Origin of the sequence: Rhodocista pekingensis, from assembly GCF_042665545.1 — a bacterium.
Classification (GTDB): Bacteria; Pseudomonadota; Alphaproteobacteria; order Azospirillales; family Azospirillaceae; genus Rhodocista; species Rhodocista pekingensis.
The window spans coordinates 19,291-43,663 of sequence record NZ_JBHTCM010000003.1 but is presented as its reverse complement, the minus strand read 5'-3'; the positions used below and the strand labels follow the sequence as shown (position 1 = coordinate 43,663).

General features: G+C 70.3%; 23 protein-coding genes. 16 read left to right on the top strand and 7 right to left on the bottom strand.

Going from position 1 to position 24,373, the window contains the following annotated elements:
* Nucleotides 1–24: 24 nt before the first annotated feature.
* The 3 genes from rpmA (at nucleotide 25) to proB (ending at nucleotide 2,888) form a co-directional block, all read left to right on the top strand.
* Nucleotides 25–312, top strand: a complete 288-nt coding sequence (rpmA, locus tag ACFQPS_RS00225) for a 50S ribosomal protein L27 (RefSeq protein WP_377355433.1) — start codon at nucleotides 25–27, stop codon at nucleotides 310–312.
* Between the two features lie 257 nt (nucleotides 313–569).
* Nucleotides 570–1,625 carry a GTPase ObgE gene (obgE, locus tag ACFQPS_RS00220; protein WP_377355432.1) on the top strand — a complete coding sequence of 352 codons (1,056 nt, stop codon included), beginning with the start codon at nucleotides 570–572 and terminating at the stop codon, nucleotides 1,623–1,625.
* A 93-nt stretch (nucleotides 1,626–1,718) separates the two neighbouring features.
* Nucleotides 1,719–2,888 carry a glutamate 5-kinase gene (gene proB / locus ACFQPS_RS00215; protein WP_377355431.1) on the top strand — a complete coding sequence of 390 codons (1,170 nt, stop codon included), beginning with the start codon at nucleotides 1,719–1,721 and terminating at the stop codon, nucleotides 2,886–2,888.
* 73 nt (nucleotides 2,889–2,961) lie between these two features.
* On the opposite strand, the gene ACFQPS_RS00210 is transcribed toward proB, so the two are convergent.
* Complete coding sequence (locus ACFQPS_RS00210; RefSeq protein ID WP_377355429.1) at nucleotides 2,962–3,441, bottom strand: hypothetical protein; 480 nt, start codon at nucleotides 3,439–3,441, stop codon at nucleotides 2,962–2,964.
* 173 nt (nucleotides 3,442–3,614) lie between these two features.
* Nucleotides 3,615–4,100, bottom strand: coding sequence for an Lrp/AsnC family transcriptional regulator (locus tag ACFQPS_RS00205; protein WP_377355428.1), 486 nt, complete (start codon nucleotides 4,098–4,100; stop codon nucleotides 3,615–3,617).
* Between the two features lie 99 nt (nucleotides 4,101–4,199).
* Here ACFQPS_RS00205 and ACFQPS_RS00200 point away from each other — a divergent pair, with 99 nt between their 5' ends.
* Nucleotides 4,200–4,829, top strand: a complete 630-nt coding sequence (locus ACFQPS_RS00200) for a LysE/ArgO family amino acid transporter (RefSeq protein ID WP_377355426.1) — start codon at nucleotides 4,200–4,202, stop codon at nucleotides 4,827–4,829.
* A 221-nt stretch (nucleotides 4,830–5,050) separates the two neighbouring features.
* Nucleotides 5,051–6,097 carry a hypothetical protein gene (locus ACFQPS_RS00195; protein WP_377355424.1) on the top strand — a complete coding sequence of 349 codons (1,047 nt, stop codon included), beginning with the start codon at nucleotides 5,051–5,053 and terminating at the stop codon, nucleotides 6,095–6,097.
* Between the two features lie 171 nt (nucleotides 6,098–6,268).
* Here the strand turns inward: ACFQPS_RS00195 and ahpD are convergent, their stop codons facing one another.
* Nucleotides 6,269–6,829, bottom strand: a complete 561-nt coding sequence (gene ahpD / locus ACFQPS_RS00190) for an alkylhydroperoxidase, AhpD family (protein ID WP_377355422.1) — start codon at nucleotides 6,827–6,829, stop codon at nucleotides 6,269–6,271.
* Nucleotides 6,830–7,001: 172 nt separating this feature from the next.
* Nucleotides 7,002–7,709: a peroxiredoxin gene (locus ACFQPS_RS00185; protein WP_465269605.1), complete on the bottom strand. Its 708-nt coding sequence runs from the start codon at nucleotides 7,707–7,709 to the stop codon at nucleotides 7,002–7,004.
* Between ACFQPS_RS00185 and ACFQPS_RS00180 the strand changes: the two genes are divergently transcribed.
* The 7 genes from ACFQPS_RS00180 (at nucleotide 7,699) to ACFQPS_RS00150 (ending at nucleotide 16,955) form a co-directional block, all read left to right on the top strand.
* Nucleotides 7,699–8,604: a LysR substrate-binding domain-containing protein gene (locus ACFQPS_RS00180; protein WP_377355420.1), complete on the top strand. Its 906-nt coding sequence runs from the start codon at nucleotides 7,699–7,701 to the stop codon at nucleotides 8,602–8,604. The two genes, ACFQPS_RS00185 and ACFQPS_RS00180, sit on opposite strands and share 11 nt — an antisense overlap.
* A 254-nt stretch (nucleotides 8,605–8,858) precedes the next feature.
* Entirely contained in the window at nucleotides 8,859–8,948 is a 90-nt protein-coding gene (kdpF, locus tag ACFQPS_RS00175) for a K(+)-transporting ATPase subunit F (protein ID WP_377355418.1), read from the top strand.
* Nucleotides 8,949–8,952: 4 nt separating this feature from the next.
* On the top strand, nucleotides 8,953–10,677 hold the full coding sequence (gene kdpA, locus ACFQPS_RS00170) for a potassium-transporting ATPase subunit KdpA (RefSeq protein WP_377355416.1): 1,725 nt from the start codon (nucleotides 8,953–8,955) through the stop codon (nucleotides 10,675–10,677).
* The gene (gene kdpB, locus ACFQPS_RS00165) at nucleotides 10,674–12,854 is read left to right on the top strand and encodes a potassium-transporting ATPase subunit KdpB (protein ID WP_377355414.1); all 2,181 of its coding nucleotides are present in this window, start codon (nucleotides 10,674–10,676) and stop codon (nucleotides 12,852–12,854) included. Before kdpA ends, kdpB begins: the two co-directional genes overlap by 4 nt.
* An 11-nt stretch (nucleotides 12,855–12,865) precedes the next feature.
* Complete coding sequence (gene kdpC, locus ACFQPS_RS00160; RefSeq protein WP_377355412.1) at nucleotides 12,866–13,480, top strand: potassium-transporting ATPase subunit KdpC; 615 nt, start codon at nucleotides 12,866–12,868, stop codon at nucleotides 13,478–13,480.
* A 53-nt stretch (nucleotides 13,481–13,533) separates the two neighbouring features.
* Nucleotides 13,534–16,275, top strand: coding sequence for a DUF4118 domain-containing protein (locus ACFQPS_RS00155; protein WP_377355410.1), 2,742 nt, complete (start codon nucleotides 13,534–13,536; stop codon nucleotides 16,273–16,275).
* Nucleotides 16,272–16,955, top strand: a complete 684-nt coding sequence (locus ACFQPS_RS00150; RefSeq protein WP_377355408.1) for a response regulator — start codon at nucleotides 16,272–16,274, stop codon at nucleotides 16,953–16,955. Before ACFQPS_RS00155 ends, ACFQPS_RS00150 begins: the two co-directional genes overlap by 4 nt.
* A 41-nt stretch (nucleotides 16,956–16,996) precedes the next feature.
* On the opposite strand, the gene ACFQPS_RS00145 is transcribed toward ACFQPS_RS00150, so the two are convergent.
* Nucleotides 16,997–17,311, bottom strand: a complete 315-nt coding sequence (locus ACFQPS_RS00145) for a hypothetical protein (RefSeq protein ID WP_377355406.1) — start codon at nucleotides 17,309–17,311, stop codon at nucleotides 16,997–16,999.
* 91 nt (nucleotides 17,312–17,402) lie between these two features.
* Complete coding sequence (locus ACFQPS_RS00140) at nucleotides 17,403–18,101, bottom strand: aspartate/glutamate racemase family protein (RefSeq protein WP_377355405.1); 699 nt, start codon at nucleotides 18,099–18,101, stop codon at nucleotides 17,403–17,405.
* A 155-nt stretch (nucleotides 18,102–18,256) separates the two neighbouring features.
* On the opposite strand from ACFQPS_RS00140, the gene ACFQPS_RS00135 reads away from it, so the two are divergent.
* The 4 genes from ACFQPS_RS00135 (at nucleotide 18,257) to ACFQPS_RS00120 (ending at nucleotide 23,894) form a co-directional block, all read left to right on the top strand.
* Nucleotides 18,257–18,508 (top strand): hypothetical protein, encoded by a 252-nt coding sequence (locus ACFQPS_RS00135; RefSeq protein ID WP_377355402.1) that lies wholly within the window; start codon nucleotides 18,257–18,259, stop codon nucleotides 18,506–18,508.
* Nucleotides 18,509–18,742: 234 nt separating this feature from the next.
* Complete coding sequence (locus ACFQPS_RS00130; protein ID WP_377355400.1) at nucleotides 18,743–20,068, top strand: DegQ family serine endoprotease; 1,326 nt, start codon at nucleotides 18,743–18,745, stop codon at nucleotides 20,066–20,068.
* A gap of 75 nt (nucleotides 20,069–20,143) precedes the next feature.
* Nucleotides 20,144–21,442 (top strand): replication-associated recombination protein A, encoded by a 1,299-nt coding sequence (locus ACFQPS_RS00125; RefSeq protein WP_377355398.1) that lies wholly within the window; start codon nucleotides 20,144–20,146, stop codon nucleotides 21,440–21,442.
* Between the two features lie 217 nt (nucleotides 21,443–21,659).
* Entirely contained in the window at nucleotides 21,660–23,894 is a 2,235-nt protein-coding gene (locus tag ACFQPS_RS00120; protein WP_377355396.1) for a TonB-dependent receptor, read from the top strand.
* Between the two features lie 76 nt (nucleotides 23,895–23,970).
* Here ACFQPS_RS00120 and ACFQPS_RS00115 read toward each other — a convergent pair whose 3' ends face one another.
* Nucleotides 23,971–24,321, bottom strand: coding sequence for a hypothetical protein (locus ACFQPS_RS00115; RefSeq protein WP_377355394.1), 351 nt, complete (start codon nucleotides 24,319–24,321; stop codon nucleotides 23,971–23,973).
* Nucleotides 24,322–24,373: the final 52 nt, after the last annotated feature.

Below are 24,373 nucleotides of genomic sequence, written 5' to 3'. Positions count from 1 at the left end.
CCAGGAAAGCAGGAGTCCCAATCCATGGCACATAAAAAGGCAGGCGGTAGCTCCCGCAACGGCCGCGACAGTGCGGGCCGTCGTCTGGGCGTGAAGCGGTTCGGCGGCGAGCAGGTGCTGTCGGGCAACATCATCATCCGCCAGCGCGGCACCAAGTACCATCCGGGCGCCAATGTCGGCCTGGGCAAGGATCACACGATCTTCGCCACCACCGACGGCACCGTGAAGTTCCACACCGGCCTCAAGGGTCGGACCTTCGTCTCCATCGTTCCTATGGCGGACGAGGCTGTTCCGGCGGTCGCCGCCGAGTAACGCCTGTCCCCCTCGGGGATCACGGGACTTGCGGTCGGGGGAGCGGGCAACCGTTCCCCCGATCTGCGTTTGCGGGGCGCGTCACGTCGGTGGGGCAGGCCGCCCGGACTGCCGACGGCGTACCCCGGTCCCTGTCGCCCCTACCGGTCCCGCCCCTCTTTTCCGCCCGGGCCGTCTCCCCTCCGGCCGGGCCTGCGCTATGCTGGGGCGGTGGCCCCGTCCGGTTCCGCTGTCCGCGCGTCCCGAAAGTCCCGACCATGAAGTTCCTCGACCAGTGCAAGATCTACCTGAAGAGCGGCGACGGCGGTCCCGGTGCCGTCGCCTTCCGGCGTGAGAAGTTCATCGAGTTCGGCGGGCCCGACGGCGGCAACGGCGGCCGTGGCGGCGACGTGATCATCGAGGCGGTGGACGGCCTCAACACCCTGATCGACTACCGCTACCAGCAGCACTTCAAGGCCAAGCGCGGCGGCCATGGCATGGGCCGGTCGCGCTCCGGTGCCAAGGGCGAGGACGCGGTGCTGCGGGTGCCGGTCGGCACCCAGGTGCTGGACGACGACCAGGAGACGGTGCTGGCCGACATGACGGAGGTCGGCCAGCGGATCGTGCTGCTGAAGGGCGGGGACGGCGGCTTCGGCAACGAGCACTACAAGAGCTCCACCAACCGCGCGCCGCGCCACTTCACCCCCGGCTGGCCGGGGGAGGAGCGCTGGGTCTGGCTGCGCCTGAAGCTGATCGCCGACGCCGGGCTGGTCGGCCTGCCCAATGCCGGCAAGAGCACCTTCCTGGCCGCCGTCAGCCGCGCCCGGCCGAAGATCGCCGATTACCCCTTCACGACGCTGACCCCGAACCTGGGCGTCGTGCAGGCGGGGGAGGAGGAGTTCGTCCTGGCCGACATCCCCGGCCTGATCGAGGGCGCGCACGAGGGGCGCGGCATCGGCACCCGGTTCCTGGGCCATGTCGAGCGCACCCGTGTGCTGCTGCATCTGGTGGACGGCACGCAGGAGGATGTCCAGCTCGCCTACCGCACCATCCGGCGGGAACTGCGGCTCTATGGCGGCGGCCTTGCCGAGAAGCCGGAGATCGTGGCCCTGAACAAGATCGACGCGCTGACGCCGGAGGAGCTGGAGTTAAAGCGCACCAAGCTGCGCCGCTCGGCGAAGAAGCCGGTGATGCTGCTGTCCGGCGCCACCGGCCAGGGCGTGCAGGAGGTGCTGTTCGAGCTGCTGCGGCACATCCGCGAGGCGCGCGGAGCCGAGGCCGAGGCAGCGGAGGCGATCGAGCGCCGCATCCGCTACGCGCCGATCGAGGAATAGGGCCGGCGGCGGCACGGCCCGCGATCGCCGGCATTGACCGGCGGGGAACTCCGCGCCGATAACGGGGGCTCCCCAGCCTGCCCGCGTGCCGCCATGTCCGCTCCCACCGAGTCTCCCGCCGAGTCCAGCGCTGTCTCCACCGACGCTCCCCTGGCCGGGGCGCGGCGGCTGATCGTCAAGATCGGTTCGGCCCTGCTGGTGGACGACCACCGCATCCGGCGCGACTGGCTGGACAGCGTGGCCGACGACATCGCCGCCCTGCGCGCCCGCGGGGTGGAGGTGGTGGTCGTCACCTCCGGCGCCATCGCCGTGGGTCGGGAGCATCTCGGCCTCGTCGGCCGCCCGCTGCGGCTGGAGGAGAAGCAGGCCGCCGCCGCCACGGGGCAGATCCGCCTTGCCGCCGTCTACCAGGAGACGCTGGCGCGCCATGGCATCACCGTGGCGCAGGTGCTGCTGACGCTGGACGACACGGAGATGCGGCGGCGCCACCTGAACGGCCGCGCCACCATCGAGGCGCTGCTGAAGCTCGGCGCCGTCCCCGTCATCAACGAGAACGACACGGTCGCCACGGCGGAGATCCGCTTCGGCGACAACGACCGGCTGGCCGCCCGCGTGGCCCAGATGATCAGCGCCGACACGCTGGTGCTGCTGTCCGACATCGACGGGCTCTACACCGCCGACCCGCGCAAGGACCCCGACGCCCGCCATGTCCCGGTGGTGACGGAGGTGACGCCGGAGATTGTCGCCATGGCCGGGGAGCCGCCGCCGGGCTACAGCTCGGGCGGCATGGTGACGAAGATCGCGGCGGCCCGGATCGCCATGGCGGCCGGCTGCCGCATGGCCATCGCCAAGGGCAAGCGCCTGAACCCGCTGGCCGCCCTGCTGGAAACGCCCGCCGCGGGCGGGGCGCCGGCGACCTGGTTCCTGCCGCAGGCGGAGCCGCTGACGGCGCGCAAGCGCTGGATCGCCGGGGCGCTGAAGCCGCACGGCCGGCTGACCGTGGATGCCGGCGCGGTGGCGGCGCTGGCCCGCGGCGGCAGCCTGCTGCCGGCCGGCGTGCGGGCGGTGGAGGGGGAGTTCGAGCGGGGCGATCTGGTCCAGGTGCTGGGGCCGGACGGGCGCGAGGTCGGGCGCGGCCTGTCCGCCTATTCGGCCGAGGATGCCCGTCGGCTGGCCGGGCGCCGCTCGGCGGAGATCGAGGCGCTGCTCGGCTACCGCGGCCGGGACGAGATGATCCACCGCGACGATCTGGTGGTCGGCTGAACGGGCCGGCCGGCGGGAACCGGCACGGACGGCGTCCGGGGCCGGGAACGCCATCCGGGCCGTCAGACCCGCATCAGGAGGCGGGCTGGCTCGACAGCACGCAGTTGTCCTTCTCGTCCATCAGGAACAGCACGGTGCCGGCGGGATTCTGCAAGCTGGTGTCCAGCGCGAAGATCAGCCGGTTGATCTTCTTGGCGGCCAGAGACTCCGGCACCCCGTCGGACATGAAGTTGTAGGTGCCGGAGATACCCAGCGGGAACATCCGCACCTGCGCCCCTTCGTAGGTGGCCTCCGCCGACATCATCATCGAGCTGGAATCGATCTTCCAGGCCGTCGTCATGCTGCTGCCGACGAAGCCGCCGAACGCCTTCTTGCAGGCAGCATCGGCGCCGGGGTTGCGGCTGCCGTTCTGTTCCACGCCATAGAGGTTCGTCAGCGTCACCGTGCTGGTGCCCGACTGTTCCGCAGCAAGGGCGGGCAGGGCCGTGAGGGAGAGAAGGGCGAGACCGCTCGCAACGCTCTTCCAGGGGCTCATGGGATTCCAGGTGTTCATGGGTTCCTCCGTTCCGGGTCGTGACGGCATCCAGGCCATCCGACCGGTTGTTCTATGACCATCACGATTGATGGTGGTCACGACTATCGGCGTGTTCCCGGAAACGAGTCAACAATTCGGCGCGCATTTCCCTCTGGACCGGATTCGTTAGGGTTGCAACCGATGGCGCCGGATCAGCCGCCGGACACAGGTTTGCCGGCAACCTTGGTGCTGAGAACCAGCAGGGAATGGGTGGTGCCGAAGGGGGCGAGGTCGGTCACCACGCGGTCGAGCTGGCGGACGCTGCCGGCCGCGATCTTCAGCAGGTAGCTGTCCTCCCCCGTCACCTCATGGCATTCCAGCACCTCGCCGCGGGCGGCGGCGAACGACTCGATCTCGCCGTCGCGTCCGGGAAAGGCCCGGATGCGGACGAAGGCGGTCAGGGCAGCTCCCAGGGCGGCGCGGTTGACCTCCGCCCGGTAGCCCTGTATCAGCCCGGCCAGTTCCATCCGTCGTACCCGTTCCGCGACGGCCGGTGCGGTCAGCCCGACCCGGCGACCCAGCTCGGCGAAGGGCAGGCGGGCATCCCGTTGCAGCTCCTCCAGGATGCGCCATCCCGTGGCGTCCAGAGGGCGGGAGGCGGCGACAGAGTGTCCGGGTGGGGATGACGGGGCGTCCATGCGCGTGATTCTATATCGCCGCGCACCCATTCCGCCATTCTGCCGCAACGGCCGGAAAGGCATAGTCGGCGTCGTGTCAGGCCAGACGGAGTTCCCCCGTTGCTTGCAGAGATCGGTGTCTTCCTCCGGGGCATCATACTCGGCATCGCCATCGCCGCCCCGGTCGGCCCCATCGGACTGCTCTGCATCCGGCGGACGCTGGAGCGCGGCATCGCTGTCGGTATCGCCACCGGCATGGGGGCGGCCATCGCGGACGCCCTGTTCAGCGCCATCGCCGCCTTCGGCGTCAACGCCATCCTGGAACTGGTGATCGGGCACGAAGGCGAACTGCGGATCGTCGGCGGCCTGTTCCTGCTGGGGGTGGCGCTGCACAGCTTCCTGCGCGAACCGCGCCCGCCGGCGCAGGAGCCGGAGGCGCGGAATCTGCTGGCGGCGACCGGCAGCGGGCTGGCCCTGACCATGGGCAATCCCGTCACCATCCTGGGCATCACGGCCCTGGTCGTGGGCTTCAGCGGCGGGCTGGAGACCTATCAGGCGGTCACGCTGGTGGCCGGCATCTTCGTCGGATCGGGGATCTGGTGGTTCATCCTGTGCGGCGGCGTCAGTCTGGTGCGCCACCGCATGACCCGCCGCTCGGTGCTCTGGATCAACCGGGGGACGGGGATCATGCTGGGCGCCCTGGGCATCTGGGCTCTGGGTGGGGTCGGCTGGAACTGGCTGGTCGGCTGAGGGGACGCCCCGGACGCCGGAACGCGGACAGCGTGTCGCGCTTGCATGAGATGCCGGGATTGCCACCTGGGATGCCATGCGGCGCCCTGCGCCCGACGCGGGCGTGTGTGCAGATTTAAATCCACTTTTTCTGGCGTGGTGTATAGGCCACCCTCTGATCCCTGTCTGGCGGAGCCCTCCTGTCGATGCCTGTGGTGCTTGGTCCGCAAGACGATGTCCCCATGCTCCGTGCCGACGGGGTCGCGGCCGCCGCGTCCGCACAGGAGGCGGCGCGTGACGCGCTGAACGTGTTGCCGCTCGCCATGCTGCCGCTGGAGACGGCGGGCCTCGCCGGGGCCCGGCTGGTCAAGACCACGCGCCTTGAGAGCCTGGTGGAGGTGTTCGATTCCGGCGGGGCGGGCAGCGGCCGGCGGGAAATCGCGGCGGCTGTCGGTGCCATGGCCGGACCGGCCGACTCCACGGAGCGGGATGTCAGGCTCTTGCAGGCGGTCGCCCGCATGGCGTCGTTCGACGTCTTCAACCTCTGCACGGCGCTCCGCGAACTCCGGGTCGCACCGCCGCGGGGGGAGCGGGTGGGGCTGTCTCCGCGCAAGCGGCGGGAGCTGGCGGGCCATCTGCGCCCCTACACCCGCGCCCTGACCGACGGGGTCTTCGGTGCCACGGTTCCGGCCGGGGTGCCGCTGGATGACGGGCTGGTCCAGCTCCACCGCGCGGCGGTCCGCGCCAACCTGGACGCCATCGCCCGCCGTCTCCGGATCGACCGGCAGGCGCTGCCCGACCTGCTGACCCGCTACGCCGACGCCGCCCTGTCGCTGGCCTATTACCAGAGCTGCGACCGCGGCCTGCGGCATCTGCTGGGGGACTTCTCCGCCTGGCTGGGGGCGCTGACGGCGATCGCCGTCGTCACCGGCACGCCGGCGAACATGCGGCTGGTGCAGGAGGTGCAGGGGGCGCTGGCGGAACTGACCCTGCGGCTGGACGACTGTCTGCGCCACCTGGAGCGGCATCTCCAGCACTACTGGCGGCAGCCGACCCCGCTCACGGGCGCGCAGGGCCAGCGGGTGCTGTCCGCCTACCAGGGCGCCATCGGGGCCATGCTCTGCGGGCTGGTGACGAAGCTGACCGGCTGGGAGCAACGCTTCGGCGATGTGCCGGGCTCTCCCGGCCAGCGCATCGACTGGCTGCGCCAGGAGATGCTGCCGGGCCTGCCCGAACTGCGCCTCACCTCGGAGCAGGCGGTGCTGGACATCACCCGCCTGTCCGCCTGACGCCTTTCCGCCTAACGCCTGTCTGCCCGGTCCGGGGCGCGCCTACGGCCGTCGGGATCAGGGTATCGGGATCAGGGCAAAGGAAAGCCCCGGACGCGGTGTGCGTCCGGGGCCCGGAGTTGTCGAGGACGGAGGCGGGGAACAAGGGGGAACCCGCCGCCTCCCGTCCGCTCAGGCCGCCACGGCGGTGGAGCCGTCCTGACCGGACAGCGCCGCCTCGGCGTCGAGCACCGTGGCCACGGCGTGGATCACCGCGGCGATGCGGACCGCATCCTGGATGTTCTCCGTGGACATGCCCTTGTGCAGCACCTCGCGCTCATGCGCCTCGATGCACATGCCGCAGCCGTTGACGGCGCTGGCGGCAAGCGACCACAGCTCGAAATCCACCTTGTCCACGCCCGGATTGCCGATGACGTTCATGCGCAGCCGCGCCGGCAGCTTCTTGAAGTCGGCGTTCCCGGACAGGTGGACGGTGCGGTAATAGACGTTGTTCATGCCCATGATGGCGCCGGCCGCCTTCGCGGCGGTCAGGCCGGCGGCGTCCAGGTGCTGGGCGGCCTCGGCCACGATGGCGCGGGTCACGTCGTCGTTGCGCGCGGCAAAGGCGGCGGCGATGGCGGCGCCCCAGGCCTGTCCCGGCTTCAGCGACGAGGTCGTCAGCACGGAACCGAGATTCAGCCGGAGGTCCTTGGCGTAATCGGGCAGGCGCGCCTTCAGCGCATCGATCGACATGGGTCAACTCCCCTTGATCGGTGATGATGTCGCCGCGGCCGCACGCCGGGCGCGACACCGGAAGGGGCGCCGGAAGGCCGCGGGCGGTGGGCTTGACGGACGGGGTCGGATTTTCGGAGGTTCGCAGGCGGGCGCCGATGGGCGCCCGCCTGCTGGGGGCCTGTCAGGAGGGTCAGGCCGCCTTGAGAACCTCGTCGCCCTTCTGCCAGTTGCAGGGGCAAAGCTCATCGGTCTGAAGAGCGTCAAGGGTCCGGAGAACCTCATTGACGTTCCGGCCGACCGAGAGGTCATGGACCGAGGCGAAGCGGATCACGCCTTCCGGGTCCACAATATACGTAGCGCGCAAAGCGACGCCTTCAAGCTTGTGCAGGATGCCCAATTCGCTGGAAAGCTCGCGCTTGAGGTCGGCGAGCATCGGAATCGGCAGATCCTTCAGGTCGGCGTGGTGCTGGCGCCACGCCAGATGCACGAACTCGCTGTCCGTGGAGGCGCCGAGGACCTGGGCGTCGCGGTCGGCGAACTCCCCGCTCAGCTTGCCGAAGGCGGCGATCTCGGTCGGGCACACGAAGGTGAAGTCCTTCGGCCAGAAGAAGACCACCAGCCACTTGCCCTTGTAGGTGTCGTTGTTGATCTGGGTGAAGGCGGTCTTCGGGTCGGTGGACACCACGGCCTTCAGGTCGAAGGCGGGGAACTTGTCGCCAACGGTCAGCATGATCTCACGCTCCAATTTCAGGTCGGGAAAAGAGGGGGATCTGGAAACGAGGCTCCGCGTGCTGCAAAGCAGCGTGTTTTTAGAACCGTTCGAAACTTGGCGGTTGCGCTGCGGAATTGCCAATCGAAATTTCCGCTGGCCGTGATAGGAAGAAGCGATGACCGCCATCACGCTGCGCCAGCTCCGCTATCTGGTCGCCCTTGCCGACACGCTGCATTTCGGCCGGGCCGCGGCCGCCTGCCATGTCAGCCAGCCCAGCCTGTCGGCCCAGATCCAGCAGCTCGAATCCATCCTCGGGACGGCGCTGGTGGAGCGGACGAAGCATCGCGTGCTGCTGACTCCGGCCGGGACGGATACCGTCCGCCGCGCCCGCGACGTGCTGGCGGCGGTGGGCGATATGTCGCAGATGGCGCGGGCCGCGGGCCAGCCCCTGTGCGGTGCCCTGCGGCTGGGGGTGATCCCGACGATCGGTCCCTATCTGTTGCCCCGCGCCCTGCCCGGGCTGCGACGGGACTACCCGACCCTGCGGCTCTATCTGCGCGAGGATCTGACCGGGCGCCTGCTGGACCGGCTGCGCTCGGGCGACCTGGACGCGGCGGTCCTGGCCCTGCCGGTGGCCGAGCCGGGGCTGGAGACGGTGGATCTGTTCGAGGAGCCGTTCCTCGTTGCGCTGCCGCAGAACCATCCCCTGACGGAGCGTGCCGCGGTGCGGCAGTCCGACCTCTCCGGGGAGGTCCTGCTGCTGCTGGAGGACGGGCACTGTTTCCGCGACCAGGCGCTGGATGTCTGCCGCCTCTCCGGCGCGCGGGAGGACCCGGGCTTCGCCGCCACCTCGTTGCCGACCCTGGTGGAGATGGTGGCCGGTGGCCTCGGCCTCACGCTGCTGCCGGCGCGGGCGGCGCCGCTGCTGACGGCGGCCGGGCAGGTCGTGCTGCGCCCCTTCGCGGCTCCCGTGCCGGTCCGCCGTGTCGGCCTCGCCTGGCGCCGCGGCTCGGCCCGCGAGGCCGACCTGCACCGGCTCGCCGGCCATCTGGCCGAGGGCGCGCGGGCCTGCCCGGGCTGAGCCGGGCCGGGCATCCGCGGGGGGCCACCGGTCCGTGGCACCGGACGGCGCGCCGTCTTTACGGCTCCTTTATGCGGCCGCGCGAACCCCGTCTCGATCCTTTATGCGACCTTCACCGATCCTGCCCCCCGTGTGAGACCACGCAAGGGGGGAATCCCATGCCCGATATCGTCTTTCTGGGGCTCGTGCTGGTGGCCTTCGCTGCCTTTGCCGGCCTGACCTACGGCTGCGACCGGCTCTGACGGAGGCCTCCGATGATCGTCGATCTGATCGCCGGCGGCCTCGTGGCGGCCGGCCTGCTCGTATATCTCGTCTACGCGCTGCTGCGCCCCGAGGAGTTCTGACGCCATGACCGCGGAAGGACTCCTCCAGATTCTCCTCTATCTCGGCCTGCTGGCGGCGGTGACGCCGCTGCTCGGCCGCTACATGGCGCGGGTGTTCGAGGGTGAGCGCACCCTGCCGGGCATCGTGCTGGGTCCGCTGGAGCGCGGGCTCTACCGCATCGCCGGGATCGACCCGAGGCGCGAACAGCACTGGACCGGCTACACGCTGGCCCTGCTGTCGTTCAACCTGCTGGGGCTGCTGCTGCTCTATGCCCTCCTGCGCTTCCAGGCCTGGCTGCCGCTGAACCCGGCGGGGCTGGGGCCGGTCGGGCCGGACCTCGCCTTCAACACGGCCGTCAGCTTCACCACCAACACGAACTGGCAGTCCTACGGGGGTGAGACGACGCTGTCCTATCTCTCCCAGATGCTGGGTCTGACGGTGCAGAACTTCGTCTCCGCCGCCACCGGCATCGCCGTGGCCATCGCGCTGATCCGCGGGTTCGCCCGGCGTTCGGGAAAGACCATCGGCAATTTCTGGGCCGATCTGGTGCGGGCCACCCTCTACGTCCTGCTGCCCTTCTCCTTCCTGGGGGCGCTCGTCCTCGTCTGGCAGGGTGTTCCGCAGAACTTCGACGCCTATGTCACCGCCACCACGCTGGAAGGTGGGAGCCAGGTTCTGGCCCAGGGACCGGCGGCCAGCCAGATCGCCATCAAGCAGCTGGGCTCCAACGGCGGCGGGTTCTTCAACGTCAACTCCGCCCATCCCTACGAGAACCCGACGGCGCTGACGAACCTGCTGGAGAGCTTCTATCTGCTGATGATCGCCGCGGCGATTGTCTACAGCTTCGGTCGCATGGTCGGGGATACCCGCCAGGGCCGCGCCCTCTGGACCGCCATGTTCGTCCTGTTCGTGGCCGGCCTGGCGGTGACCTGGTGGAGCGAGGCGCAGGGCAACCCCGCCGTCACCGCCCTGGGCGTCGAGACCGCCGCCGGTGGCAACATGGAAGGCAAGGAGGTCCGCTTCGGCACCGCGCTCTCGGCGCTCTGGGCCGTCGCCACCACCGCCGCCTCCAACGGTTCCGTCAACGCCATGCATGACAGCTTCATGCCGCTCGGCGGCATGGTGCCGATGCTGAACATGATGCTGGGCGAGGTGATCTACGGCGGTGTCGGCGCCGGGCTCTACGGCATGCTGGTCTTCGTCATCCTGGCCGTCTTCATCGCCGGCCTGATGGTCGGCCGCACGCCGGAATATCTCGGCAAGAAGATCGAGGCGCGGGAGATCAAGCTGGCCGTGATCGCCGTGCTGGTGTTCCCGCTGGGCATCCTGGGCGGGGCGGCGCTGACGGCGGTCGTGCCGCAGATGCTGGCCAGCGTGCAGGACCCGGGGCCGCACGGCCTGTCGGAGATCCTCTACGCCTATACCTCCGCCACCGGCAACAACGGGTCCGCCTTCGCCGGCTTCGGGGCCAACACGCCCTGGCACAACACGGGCCTCGGCCTCGCCATGCTGCTCGGCCGTTTCGCGGTGATCGTGCCGACCCTCGCCATCGCCGGATCGCTGGTCGCCAAGCGGGCCGTGCCCGCCGGGCCGGGCACTTTTCCGACCCATGGCGGCCTGTTCATCGCCCTGCTGATCGCCACGATCCTGATCGTCGGCGGCCTCACCTTCTTCCCGGCGCTCGCCCTCGGCCCCGTTGCCGAGCATCTGAGCCTGAACGCCGGCACCCTGTTCGGAGCCGTCCCATGACCGACCATGTGAAACGAGCCGAAGCCGCGCACCGGCGCATCTGGCGACGCTACACGAAGGACAACAGCGCCCCCGTCCTCAACTCCACCCAGGCGACGCTGCTGGACGGACGGATCGCGCGGCAGGCGCTGGGAGAGGCCTTCCTCAAGCTGGACCCGCGCCGGCTGGTCCGCAATCCGGTGATGTTCGTCACCGCCGTCGTGGCCCTGCTCACCACCCTGATCTTCGTCCGCGACCTCGTGACAGGGGGCGGCGCCCTTGCCTCCCGGGAGATCGCCTCCTGGCTGCTGCTCACCGGCGGCGACCCCTCCGTCACCGGGCAGATCGCGGCCTGGCTCTGGTTCACCGTGCTGTTCGCCAACTTCGCCGAAGCCGTGGCGGAAGGGCGCGGCAAGGCCCAGGCCGCCAGCCTGCGCCGGACCCGGACGGAGACCCCGGCCAAGCGCGCGACCACGGCGGACGGCGCCTTCTGGGAGCAGGTCCCGGCCACAAGCCTGCGCGCCGGCGACCTCGTGGTGGTGGAGGCAGGCGACACCATCCCCGGCGACGGGGAGGTGGTGGACGGCATCGCCACCGTGAACGAGAGCGCCATCACGGGCGAGTCCGCCCCAGTGATCCGGGAATCGGGCGGCGACCGCTCCGCCGTCACCGGCGGCACGGTGGTGGTTTCCGATCGCATCGTCGTGCGCATCACCGCGAACCCGGGGGAGAGCTTCCTCGACCGCATGATCGCGCTGGTCGAAGGCGCCAAGCGGCAGAAGACGCCCAACGAGATCGCCCTGACCATCCTGCTGGTCGGCATGACCATCATCTTCCTGCTGGTGACGGTCACGCTGCAAGGGTTCGCCAGCTATTCCGGCTTTCTGATCCCGGTCGCCTTCCTGATCGCGCTGCTGGTCACGCTGATCCCGACCACCATCGGCGGGCTGCTGTCCGCCATCGGCATCGCCGGCATGGACCGGCTGGTGAAGTTCAACGTCATCGCCAAATCCGGCCGGGCGGTGGAGGCGGCCGGCGACGTGGGTGTGCTGCTGCTGGACAAGACCGGGACCATCACGCTGGGCAACCGTCAGGCGGCAGAGTTCCTGCCGCTCGGCGGGGTGCATGAGCGGGAGCTGGGGGAGGCGGCCCTGCTTGCCTCGCTCTCCGACGACACGGCGGAGGGCAGGTCCATCGTGGCGCTCGCCCGCCAGAAGTTCGGCTTTTCCTCCGGGTCCTTCGATCCGCAGGGCCTGGATTTCATCCCCTTCACCGCCCAGACGCGGATGAGCGGGGTGAACATCGGCCCGCGGTGCATCCGCAAAGGAGCGGCGGACACCATGCGGGCCTGGGTGGAGGGACAGTCCTCCATCGGTTACGCACCGGGCCGCGAGCTGGCCCAGCGGGTGGAACAGGTCGCCCGGTCCGGCGGCACGCCGCTGGTGGTGGCGGACGGCGCCCGTGTGCTGGGCGTCGTCCACCTGAAGGACATCGTGAAGCCCGGAATCCGCGAGCGGTTCACCACCCTTCGGGAAATGGGCATCCGCACCGTGATGATCACCGGCGACAATCCGCTGACCGCCGCCGCCATCGCGGCGGAGGCCGGGGTGGACGACTTCCTGGCGGAAGCCACGCCGGAGAAGAAGCTGGAGCTGATCCGGCAGTACCAGGCGGAGGGCAGGCTGGTCGCCATGTGCGGCGACGGGTCGAACGATGCCCCCGCCCTGGCCCAGGCCGATGTCGGCGTCGCCATGAACACCGGCACCCAGGCCGCGCGGGAGGCCGGCAACATGGTGGACCTGGACAGCGATCCCACCAAGCTCATCGAGATCGTCATGATCGGCAAGCAGCTCCTGATGAGCCGCGGGGCGCTGACTACCTTCTCCATCGCCAACGACGTGGCGAAGTACTTCGCCATCATCCCGGCCCTGTTCGTCGCGGCCTACCCGCCGCTCCAGGCGCTCAACATCATGGGTCTGGAAAGCCCGGCCAGCGCCATCCTGTCGGCCATCATCTTCAACGCCCTGGTGATCCTCTTCCTGATCCCGCTGGCGCTGAAGGGCGTCGCCTACCGCCCGGCCCCGGCGGCCACGCTGCTGGCCCGCAATCTTGCCCTTTACGGGCTGGGGGGCCTCGTCGTGCCGTTCCTCGGCATCAAGGCGATCGATCTCGCCATCACCAGCCTCGGCCTTGTCTGAGGAGAGAGACCATGTTGACGCATCTGCGCCCCGCCCTGACCCTGATCCTGGCCATGACCGTGCTGACGGGACTGGCCTATCCGCTGGCTGTCACCGCCGTCGCCCGCCTGGCCTTCCCCGAGCAGGCGGCGGGCAGCCTGATCCACCGTGCCGACGGTACGGTGCTGGGGTCCGCCCTGATCGGGCAGACCTTCACCCGGCCGGAGTACTTCTGGTCGCGCCCCTCGGCGGCCGGCGACGGCTATGACGCCGCCAACTCCTCGGGCACGAATCTCGGGCCGTCCAACACCGCTCTCGTCGCCGCCGTGCAGGCCCGGATGGACGCGCTCAAGGCGGCCAATCCGGACGCCGTCGGGCCGGTCCCGGTCGATCTGGTGACCGCGAGCGGCAGCGGCCTCGATCCGCACATCTCCCCCGCCGCCGCCCTCTGGCAGGCGCCGCGGGTCGCGGCCGCGCGCGGGCTGGAAACCGACCGGGTCGTTGACCTGATCGACCAGGCGACGGAAGGTCGCGTCTTCGGCTTCCTGGGCGAGCCGTCCGTGAACGTGCTAAAGCTCAACCTCGCGCTGGATGCCCAGGCGCCGGCGCCCGGCCAGCCGGAACCCAGCCGTCCGGATGCCCGGTGACGGTGCCGCGGGCGGAACCCGGTTCCGCCCGCCTTTCTTTCCCGAGAAGGCGCATGGCCAGACCCGAGGACCAGGACCGCCCGTCGCCCGACGCCCTGCTGGAGCAGGCCCGACGGGAGCAGCGCGGCAAGCTGAAGATTTTCCTGGGGGCCGCCCCCGGCGTCGGCAAGACCTACGCCATGCTGGAGGCGGCCCAGTCCGCCCGGCGGGACGGTGTCGATCTGGTCGTCGGCATCGTCGAGACGCATGGCCGGGCGGAGACCGAGCGGCTGGCCTACGGCCTGGAGATCGTGCCGCGCAGCCGCATCGACTACCGCGGCCGCTCCTTCGACGAGATGGACCTGGACGCCATCCTGGCCCGGCGGCCGGCGCTGGTCCTGGTGGATGAACTCGCCCACACCAACATTCCCGGCAGCCGGCACCTCAAACGCTGGCAGGACGTCGAGGAGCTGCTGGCGGCCGGCATCGACGTCTGGTCCACCCTCAACGTCCAGCACCTCGACAGCCTGAACGACGTTATCGAGCGCATCGCCGGGATCAAGGTGCGCGAGACGGTGCCCGACAGTGTCCTGCGCGGGGCGGACGAGATCGAGATGATCGACCTGCCACCGCAGGAGCTGCGCAAGCGCCTGGAGGAAGGCAAGGTCTATGTGCCGGCGCAGGCGCGCATGGCGGTGGAGAAGTTCTTCTCCGTCGGCAATCTGACGGCACTGCGCGAGATGGCGCTGCGGCAGGCGGCGGAGCGGGTCGATGCCCAGATGCTCTCCTACATGCGCCGCAACGGCATCGCCGGCCCCTGGCCGACCCGTGACCGCATCCTGGTCGCCATCGGGCCGGAGCCGAGCGCGGCGACCCTGGTGCGGTCGGCCCGGCGCATGGCGGACCGCCGGCAGGCACCCTGGACCGTCGCCTATGTCGAGACGCACCGCCATCAGACCCTGCCCGAGGCCAGGAAGGCCCATGTCACGGAGGCGCTGCGGCTGGCGCAGCAGCTCGGCGGCGAGACGGTGGTCCTGCCGGGCGACGACATCGCCGGTGAGCTGATCGGCTGGGCCCGCGCCAACAATGTCAGCCAGATCGTGCTGGGGCGGAGCCGACGCCGCCGCCTGCCCGGGCGGACCCTGACGGACGACATGCTGAAGCGGGCCACGGCCTACGATCTGCTTCTGGTCGGCGGGACGGAGGAGAAACCGGAACCGTCGGGGCAGGGGTCGGCAGGACAGGCGCTCGCGGGGCCGGCCGGATCGGACCGGCGGGGCTGGCGGGCCTATGCCTGGGCGGGACTGGCGCTGATCCTGGCCACGGTCCTGTCCTGGGGTGTCTTCAGCGTTCTGCCGGTGGCCAATGTCAGTCTCGTGTATCTGCTCGCCGTGCTGATGATCGCCACGCGGTTCGGGCTGGTCCCGTCCATCGTCACGGCGGTCCTGGCGTTCTTCGCCTTCAACTTCTTCTTCACCGAACCCCGGCAGACCTTCCTGGTCAACACCTCGGAGGACCTGCTGACCATCGGGTTCTTTCTGGTTGCGGCGGTGTTCACCGGCCATCTGGCCTCCCGGCTGCGCGCCCAGATCGAGCTGTCCCGGACCAGCCAGCGGCGGACCGCCAACCTCTACGACTTTGCCCGCAAGGTCGCCTCCGCCGCCAGCGAGGACGATGTGCTCTGGGCCGTGGTGCATCATGTGGCGGCGACCCTGAAGGCGAAGGCGCTCGTGCTGCTGCCGCAGGACGGGGAGCTTGCGATCCGCGCGGGCTATCCGCCGGAGGACCGGCTGGACCAGCGGGCCGCCGCCGCGGCGCAATGGGCCTGGAGCAACGGCGAGCGGGCCGGCCGCGGCTCCGACACGCTGCCTGCCGCCGAATGGCTGTTCCTGCCGCTGAAGACCCAGCGCGGCACCGTCGGCGTGCTGGGCGTGCAGGGGTACGAGGGCGGCAGCCGCCTGTCCGCCGATCAGGCCCGGCTGCTGGACGCGCTGGCCGACCAGGCGGCCCTGGTCCTGGAACGCACCCAGCTCGTGCGGGACATCGAAGCGGCCCAGATCGCCGGCGAGAAGGAGCAGCTCCGCGCCGCCCTGCTGTCATCGCTCTCCCACGATCTGCGCACGCCGCTCGTCTCCATCCTGGGATCGGCCAGCACCCTGCTGACCCTGGAGGACGAGCTGGACGACAATGCGCGCCGAGAACTCGCCCGCACCATCCAGGAGGAGGCGGAGCGGATGAACCGCTTCGTGCAGAACCTGCTGGACATGACGAAGCTGGGCAGCGGCGGGTTGAAGCCGAAGACCGACTGGACCGATCTTTCGGACATCGTCGGCCGGGCCCTGGCGCGGGCGAAGCCGCTGCTGAAGCGCCGCCGGATCAAGGTGGACCTCGCGCCGGACCTGCCGCTGCTCCAGCTCGATCCCGTGCTGATGGAGCAGGTCCTCTTCAACCTGCTGGACAACGCGGCCAGATACAGCCCGAAGGAGGGCGCCATCACGGTCTGGGCGCGCCGGCGGGGCGACCGGGTGGTGGCGGAGGTCTGCGACCAGGGCCCCGGCATCCCCGTGGCGGACAGGGAGCGGGTGTTCGACATGTTCTACCGCGTTGCCGGGGGCGACCAGCAGGCCGCGGGCACCGGCCTGGGGCTCGCCATCGCCAAGGGCATCGTGGAGGCGCACGGCGGCAGCATCGGCGTGCTGGACGGCATGCATGGCGTCGGCGCCTGTCTCGTCCTGCGCCTGCCCGTGCCGGAGGAGGCGCCGCCGGCGCCGACGGAGGTGCCGGCCGAGATGGCGGCGGGCGGTGGGCGGGCATGAGCCGCATCCTCGTGGTCGATGACGAGGCGCAGATCAGGCGCTTCCTGCGCATCAGCCTCACCGCCAACGGACACGCGGTCCTGGAGGCGGAGACGGGAGCGGAGGCCGTGGCCCTGGTGCGGGCCGAAGTGCCCGATCTCGTGATCCTGGATCTCGGCCTGCCCGACATGGACGGGCAGGAGGTGGTCAGCGCCATCCGGGAGATCGGCCGGGTTCCGATCCTGGTGCTTTCGGTGCGGACGGGAGAGACCGACAAGGTGGAGGCGCTCGACCGCGGGGCGGAGGACTATGTCGCCAAGCCCTTCGGCATCGCCGAACTGATGGCGCGGGTCCGGGTGGCGCTGCGCCGCTCCCCGCAGGAGTCCCGGCCGGCCGTCGTCGTCGCGGGGGGCGTCATGATCGACCTGGACCGCCGCGTCGTCGAGCGTGACGGGGCAGAGGTGCGGCTGTCGCGGCGCGAGCAGGACCTGCTGTTCGTGCTTGCCCGCAGCGCCGACCATGTGCTGACGCACCAGCAGATCCTGCGGGAAGTCTGGGGACCGGCGCATGTCGAGGACACGGCCTACCTCCGGGTCTATGTCAACCAGCTCCGTCAGAAGCTGGAGCCCGACCCCGGCCAGCCCGCCCTGATCGTCACCGAACCGAGCGTCGGCTACCGGCTGCGGACCGACGGGGGTTAGGGCACCGGTTCCCATGCCTGCTTCCGGCAGGCGGCTCCGCCTCAGTCCAGGGACTGGCCGAAGCCGCTTTCGCTGCGGTAGGCCGGTCTCCGGGGAGGCATGTCCGCGTCGCCGGGAGCCGGGCCGGGCTGTCCCTTGTCCGGCGCGGCGGGAGTGGCCGCGTCCTCCGGCCCGCCCTCGGTTTCCGTCCGTGGAGGCGCGGGGGCGTCGGCGGGGACCGTCTCCGGGGCGGAACCCCCACCGGCCGGGCTGTTCGCGTCGGGTGTCCTCAGCCGGGCGCGGAACTGCTCCTCCGCGACATCGGCGGGGGATTCGTTGCCCAGGGTTCCCGGCCGGTCGCGGCTGTCCGCCGTCATGCTCGCCTCCATGATCGTCCGGGCATCGGGCCCGGGCTCCTGCCCGGCAAACAGCGACGGGGCCGGGCCGTCACGCCCGGAACCTGTCCGGTCAGGCACCGGGGGCGAGCGCGAAATCCACGGCCGCCGCACAGTGAATCTCCGTTGTGTCGAAGACGGGCAGGGGGCTGTGCTCCTGGCCGATCAGCAGACCGATCTCGGTGCAGCCCAGGATCACGCCGTCCGCTCCGTGCGCCTGCATCCGGTCGATCACCCCGCGGTAGGCGGCGCGGCTGTCCTCCCGGATCTCGCCGCGGCACAGTTCCTCGTAGATGATCCGGTGGACGGTGGCGCGGTCCTCGGGGTCCGGCACCACCGGCTCCAGCCCGTGGCGGTGCAGCCGCTCGGCATAGAACGGATGCTCCATCGTGTAGCGGGTCGCCAGCAGCAGCGGCCGCCGGACGCCGGCCTGCCGGCAGGCCGCGGCGGTCGTGTCGGCGATGTGGATCACCGGCAGGCCCGCCGCCTCCTCCACCGCTGCGGCCATCAGGTGCATGGTGTTGGTGCAGATCAGCAGCGCCTCGGCCCCGCCGGCACGCAGGCGGCGGCCGGCATCGACCATGCGCTCCGTCAGCACGCTCCAGCGCCCCTCCGCCTGGAGGGCGGCGATTTCCGCGAAGTCCACGGAGAACAGCAGCAGCCGGGCCGAGTGCAGTCCGCCCAGCCGGTCCCGCACCATCCGGTTCAGCAGGCGATAGTAGACGGCCGTGCTTTCCCAGCTCATGCCGCCGATCAGACCCAGGGTACGCATGCGGAGGCTCCTTTTCCCGCACCGTGCGCGGGTCCGTGGTCGTCGCAGGGCCGGCACCGGCCGGCGGGATGCGCGCCTGCGCCGGAAAGCGGCCTTGCGGTGGCCGGTCCCGGCGCGGTATCGGGGACGGTACCAGTCCTTCAGGGGTTCCGCCAATGCGCCCGCGCCAGTTCGCCCTTGCCGCCCTTCTGCCCGTCCTGCTGACGGCCTGCATGGCCCCTCCGGCCCGGCGGGAGGCGCAGGGGTCCGCCACCGACGGCCACCAGGCCTGTCTTGCCCAGTGCAACCGGGAGGCCGATGTCTGCTTCGATCAGCGCTCGGCACAGGACGGCAACACGACCTACGGCATGGGCGCCACCTGCCAGACCGAGCTGAAGTCGTGCCTCACCCGCTGCGGCGGGCGCTGACCGGCGGGCGCTGACCGGCGGAGGCTGACCGGGGGCGCCGACCGGCGCGCGCGCCAGGCCGTCCCCCGGGGGCGTTCCCGCCCGGACGGGATCGCCCTTTTCCGGCCGTGATCGGCTGCTTACATTGCGACCATGATGCCCAGGTTCCTTTCTCCCCTCGGCCGCGGCGGTGTCGCGCTCGCACTCCTCCTCGCGGCAGCCCTTGTTCCCGTTCCGGCCTCGGCGCAGCGCGCGGTGCCGGACACCCGGGAACAGATCCAGCTCTCCTTCGCGCCCGTCGTGAAGCAGGTGACCCCGGCGGTGGTGAACATCTACACCACCCGCACGGTGCGCCAGCGGGTCTCGCCGCTGTTCGACGACCCGCTGTTCCGCCGCTTCTTCGGCGACGCTCTCGGCGGCGTGCCGCGGGAGCGGATGGAGGCGTCGCTCGGGTCCGGCGTGATCGTCAGCGCCGACGGACTGATCATCACGAATGCCCACGTCATCCAGGGCAGCGACCAGATCCAGGTCGTCCTGGCCGACCGGCGGGAGTTTCCGGCCAAGCTGGTGAGCCAGGACGAGCGGGTGGACCTCGCCGTGCTGCGCATCGACACCAAGGGCGAGCAACTGCCCTTCCTGCATCTGCGCGACTCCGACGATCTGGAGGTCGGCGACCTGGTGCTCGCCATCGGCAACCCGTTCGGTGTCGGGCAGACGGTGACCAGCGGCATCGTCTCCGCCGTGGCCCGCACGGCGGCGGGCGTGTCGGACTACAACTTCTTCATCCAGACCGATGCCGCCATCAATCCGGGCAATTCGGGCGGTGCGCTGGTCACCATGGACGGCCGCCTGATCGGCATCAATTCGGCGATCTATTCCCGCAGCGGCGGCTCCATCGGCATCGGCTTCGCCATCCCCTCCAACATGGTCCGCACCGTGATCGACGCGGTGGCCGCCGGCGGCAAGCTGGTGCGCCCCTGGATCGGGGCCGACGGGCAGGCGGTCACGGCCGACCTCGCGGCCGGACTCAACCTTGTCCGGCCCGGCGGCGTCCTGATCAACCAGGTCCGTCCCGGCGGCCCGGCCGACAAGGCGGGCCTGCGCCGTGGCGATGTCATCACCGGCGTGAACGGGCGCGAGGTGGACGGACCCGATGCCCTGCGCTACCGCATCGCCACCCTGCCGATCGGCGGCAAGGCGACGCTGACCGTGCTGCGCGGCGGCAAGGAACAGCAGCTCACGCTGGGGCTGATCGCCCCGCCGGAGGACCCGCCGCGGGAGGTGACGACCCTCCAGGGCCGGACCCCGCTGGCCGGGGCGGAGGTCGGCAACCTGAACCCCGCCCTGATCGAGGAGATCGGCTTCTCCGGCGCGCAGGACGGGGTGGTGGTGCTCCAGGTCGCGCGCGGCTCGCCCGCTGCCATGACGGGGCTGCGGCCGGGCGACGTGATCCTGCGGATCAACGGCACGGCCATCACCCGGGTGCGTGACCTGTCGGCCGAACTGGCCCGCCGGGCACGGTCCTGGACCATCGACGTGCAGCGCGGCGACCAGGTGTTGACCACCACGGTCGGCGGTTGACGCAATGGCGTTTGCCGCCCGCGGGCGGGGCGGGCATGCTGGGGCCCGGCCGCCTTCCGCCGCCCGGTGAGGACCATGTCGGGTACGTTGTTCGAGGATCAGGCCCCCCGCCCCCTGGCCGACCGGCTGCGGCCGCGCCGGCTTGAGGATGTCGTGGGCCAGGAGCACCTGCTGGCCCCCGAGGGACCCGTCGGGCGGCAGGTCAAGGCGCGGCGCCTGACCTCCATGATCCTCTGGGGGCCGCCGGGCTGTGGCAAGACCACCATCGCCCGGCTGCTGGCCCAGTCCACCGATCTGCATTTCGAGCCGCTGTCGGCCGTCTTCTCCGGCGTGGCCGATCTGCGCAAGGTGTTCGAGGCTGCCAAGGCGCGGCGCGCGATGGGGCAGGGGACCCTGCTCTTCATCGACGAGATCCACCGCTTCAACCGTTCGCAGCAGGACGGCTTCCTGCCCTATGTCGAGGACGGCACCGTCACCCTGGTCGGGGCGACGACGGAGAATCCCAGCTTCGAGCTGAACGCGGCGCTGCTGTCCCGCGCCCAGGTCTTCGTGCTGAACCGGCTGGACGAGGCGGCGCTGGAGAAGCTGCTGCAACGGGCGGAGGCGGAGACGGGCCGCCCCCTGCCGCTGGACGGGGATGCGCGGCGGGCGCTGAAGGCCATGGCGGACGGCGACGGCCGCTACTGCCTGAACCTGTGCGAGGAGCTGTTCCAGCTCCCCGAGGGCACGGCGCTGGACACGACCGGGCTGACGGCGGCGGTGCAGCGGCGGATGCCGCTCTACGACAAGGCCCAGGAAGGCCACTACAACCTGATCTCGGCGCTGCACAAGTCGCTGCGCGGGTCCGACACGGATGCGGCGCTCTACTGGTTCGCCCGCATGCTGGCGGGCGGGGAGGATCCCCGCTACATCGCCCGCCGGCTCTGCCGCTTCGCGGTGGAGGATGTCGGCCTTGCCGATCCGCAGGCGCTGACCCAGGCCATCGCCGCCTGGGAGGCCTATGAACGGCTGGGCAGCCCGGAGGGCGACCTCGCCATCGCCCAGCTCGTCATCTATCTGGGCACCGCGCCCAAGTCGAACGCCGGCTACAAGGCCCATGGCGCCGCCCTGCGCGCGGCGCGGGAGACGGGCAGCCTGATGCCGCCCATGCATATCCTGAACGCCCCGACCAGGCTGATGAAGCAGCTCGGCTACGGGCACGGCTACGCCTACGACCACGATACGGCGGAAGGCTTCAGCGGGCAGAACTACTTCCCCGACGGGATGGAGCGTCAGGCCTTCTACAATCCCGTCGAACGCGGATTCGAGCGGGAAATCCGCAAGCGCCTGGACTACTGGGCCCGGCTCCGGGCGGAACGGCAGGGACAGGGCTGAGGAAGCCCCCTTCCGGCCCGGCCGGGGTGATGTGCCGAAGCCACACCCCGTCGCCACTTTCATCGCTGTAACATTTTCGTCATCGCTCCGTCGCGGATCGGGAGTAACCGGGCCGCCAGCGGCGGGGCGGCCCGTCCGCGTTCGGGGCAAAGGGCATCCCCCGGATGTGCTGCCGCCCGCCTTGCAGGCCTGGATGTCCAGCCGCCTGAACCGACTGATGAGGACCCAAGTGCAGCTCAAGCGTGCTCTGAACGCCGGGCTTTCCGCCCTGGCGCTGCTCGTGCCGGCCGGCGTCGCGGCCCAGACCGCCCAGCCGTCGGAACCCGCCCTGGAGGAGATCATCGTCACCGCGCAGCGGCGCAGCGAGAATCTCCAGGAGGTGCCGGTGTCCGTGGCGGCCATCTCCGGCGACACCTTCCGCGACTATCTGGCCGGTGGCGGCGACGTGCTGGCGCTGTCGGCCCGCGTGCCCGGCCTCTATGCGGAGACCTCGACCGGCCGCATCTTCCCGCGCTTCTACATCCGCGGCCTGGGCAACAACGACTTCTACCTGGGCGCCTCGCAGCCCGTCTCCATCATCATCGACGACGTGGTGATGGAGAACGTGGTGCTGAAAAGCTCGCCGCTGTTCGACACGCAGCAGGTCGAGGTGCTGCGCGGGCCGCAGGGCACCCTGTTCGGCCGCAACACCACGGCCGGCATCATCAAGTTCGACTCGATCGCCCCGAGCCATGAGACCCAGGGGCGCGGCACCGTCACCTACGGTACCTTCGGCACGGTGACGGCCGATGCCGGTGTCGGCGGCTCGCTGATCGACGGCGTGCTCGCCATCCGCGCCTCCGCCATGGTGCAGCACCGCGGCGACTGGGTGGACAACACAGCCGACGGCACCAAGCTGGGCGGCTACGACGACAAGGCCGCCCGCGTCCAGTTCCTGCTGACCCCGGGCGAGGACACGGATGTCCTGCTGAACGTCCATGGCCGCGATCTCGACGCGACCTCCACCCTGTTCCGCGGCTACGCCCTGACCAAGGGCAGCCACAAGCTGAACGGCAACTACGACAAGGACAAGGTCGCCTACAACGACGGCGACGCCAACGACCAGTCCTATGAGGGCTGGGGCAGCTCGCTGAAGGTCGACCACGACTTCGGCAATGTCGTTCTGACCTCGATCACCGCCTACGAGACGACGAACGGCTACAGCCGCGGCGACACCGACGGCACCGCCGGCAACTTCGCCGAGTCCCAGGGCAACATCGACGACCTGGACCAGTGGACGCAGGAGCTGCGCCTCGCCAGCGACACGACGGGTCCGCTCAACTGGCAGGTCGGCGGCTTCTACTTCGATTCCGACGAGCAGCTCACCTTCCGTCCGTACAACTTCTTCGAGACGGGCGGGGCCAGCGGCTTCGTCACGCTGGGCAACGAGAACAGGTCCTGGGCCGTGTTCGGTCAGGCCGGCTACCGGATCACCGATGATCTGAAGCTCACCGGCGGCCTGCGCTGGACCGAGGACAAGAAGGAGATGAACGTCCTGCGCGCCTTGCAGGCCGGCACCTTCACCAGCGTGGAGGACGGCCGCCGCATCACGCAGGCGTCCTACACCGGCATCCGCCATGTCGAGCTGAAGGACGACGAGCTGAGCTGGGATGCCAGCGCCTTCTATGACCTGACCGACGAGGTGTCGGTGTTCGGCCGCATCGCCCGCGGCTTCCGTGGCCCGACCATCCAGGGCCGCACGGTCTCCTTCAACGGCGCCCCGACGACCGCCACCTCGGAGACAATCCTCTCCTACGAGGCCGGCCTGAAGAGCAGCCTGCTGGACGACCGCCTGCGCCTGAACGGTGCCGTCTACACCTACACGGTCAACGACATCCAGCTCACCGCCTTCGACGGCAACGGCACCGCCCGTCTGCTGAACGCGGACAAGGGCGTCGCCTATGGCCTTGAGGTGGATGCCGAAGCCTACCTGACGCCGGACTTCATCGTCACCGCCGGCCTGACCTACACCGACACGGAGATCAAGGACGACCAGGTCACCACGTCGGTCTGCTCGGGCGGTGTCTGCACGGTGAAGGACCCGCTGGTGAACGGCCGCGCCAAGATCGACGGCAACCCGTTCCCGAACGCGCCGGAATACATCCTCAGCCTGACCGCCCGGTACAACATGCCGCTGGCCGACGGCAGCAACCTGTTCCTGTTCACCGACTGGAACATGACCGGCCGCACGAACTTCGTGCTGTACGAGTCGGAGGAGTTCTACAGCAAGGGCGACTTCGAGGGCGGCCTGAAGATCGGCTACGAGAACCCGGACCGGACCTACGAGGTGGCCCTGTTCGGCCGCAACATCACCAATGAGAAGAACGTCAAGGGCGTGATCGAGAACTATCTCGCCGCCGTCGTGAACGATCCGATGACCGTCGGCATCTCGTTCACGGCCAGGCTGCCGTAAGGCGGCAAGGCCCCGCATCCGTCAGGACGGCCCCGATGTCCGCATCGGGGCCGTTCCTGTTCAGGGGCGGGTCCGTTCAGTACGCGCGGTCCAGCAGGGTGGGCTTGCCGGGCAGGGTGGAGGAGATGCTCTCCTGTACCCGCAGCTTGCGCTCGCCGGGCGAATAGCGGGGCGGGGGCGGCGGTTCCTCGTAGATCTGCCGCAGCCGCTCGAACTCGGCCTTGTGGAACTCGTACTGTTCCTGGAAATCGGGGGTCGGCCGCCGCCGGCCGATGATGACGATCTCCTCCGGCGGCTCCTCTGCCGCGTCGGAGCCCGGGGCCTGCGGAGCGCCGGCCGGTGGCGGCGTGCCCTGCGCCCGGGCGGGCCCGGGCAGAAGGAAAAGGGCGGCCAGCGCCGCGCCCGTCATCCAGTTCCGCAACCGCATGTCCGACCGTCCCGGCCAAACCGTTGGGATGCCGAGCATAGCCGAACGATCG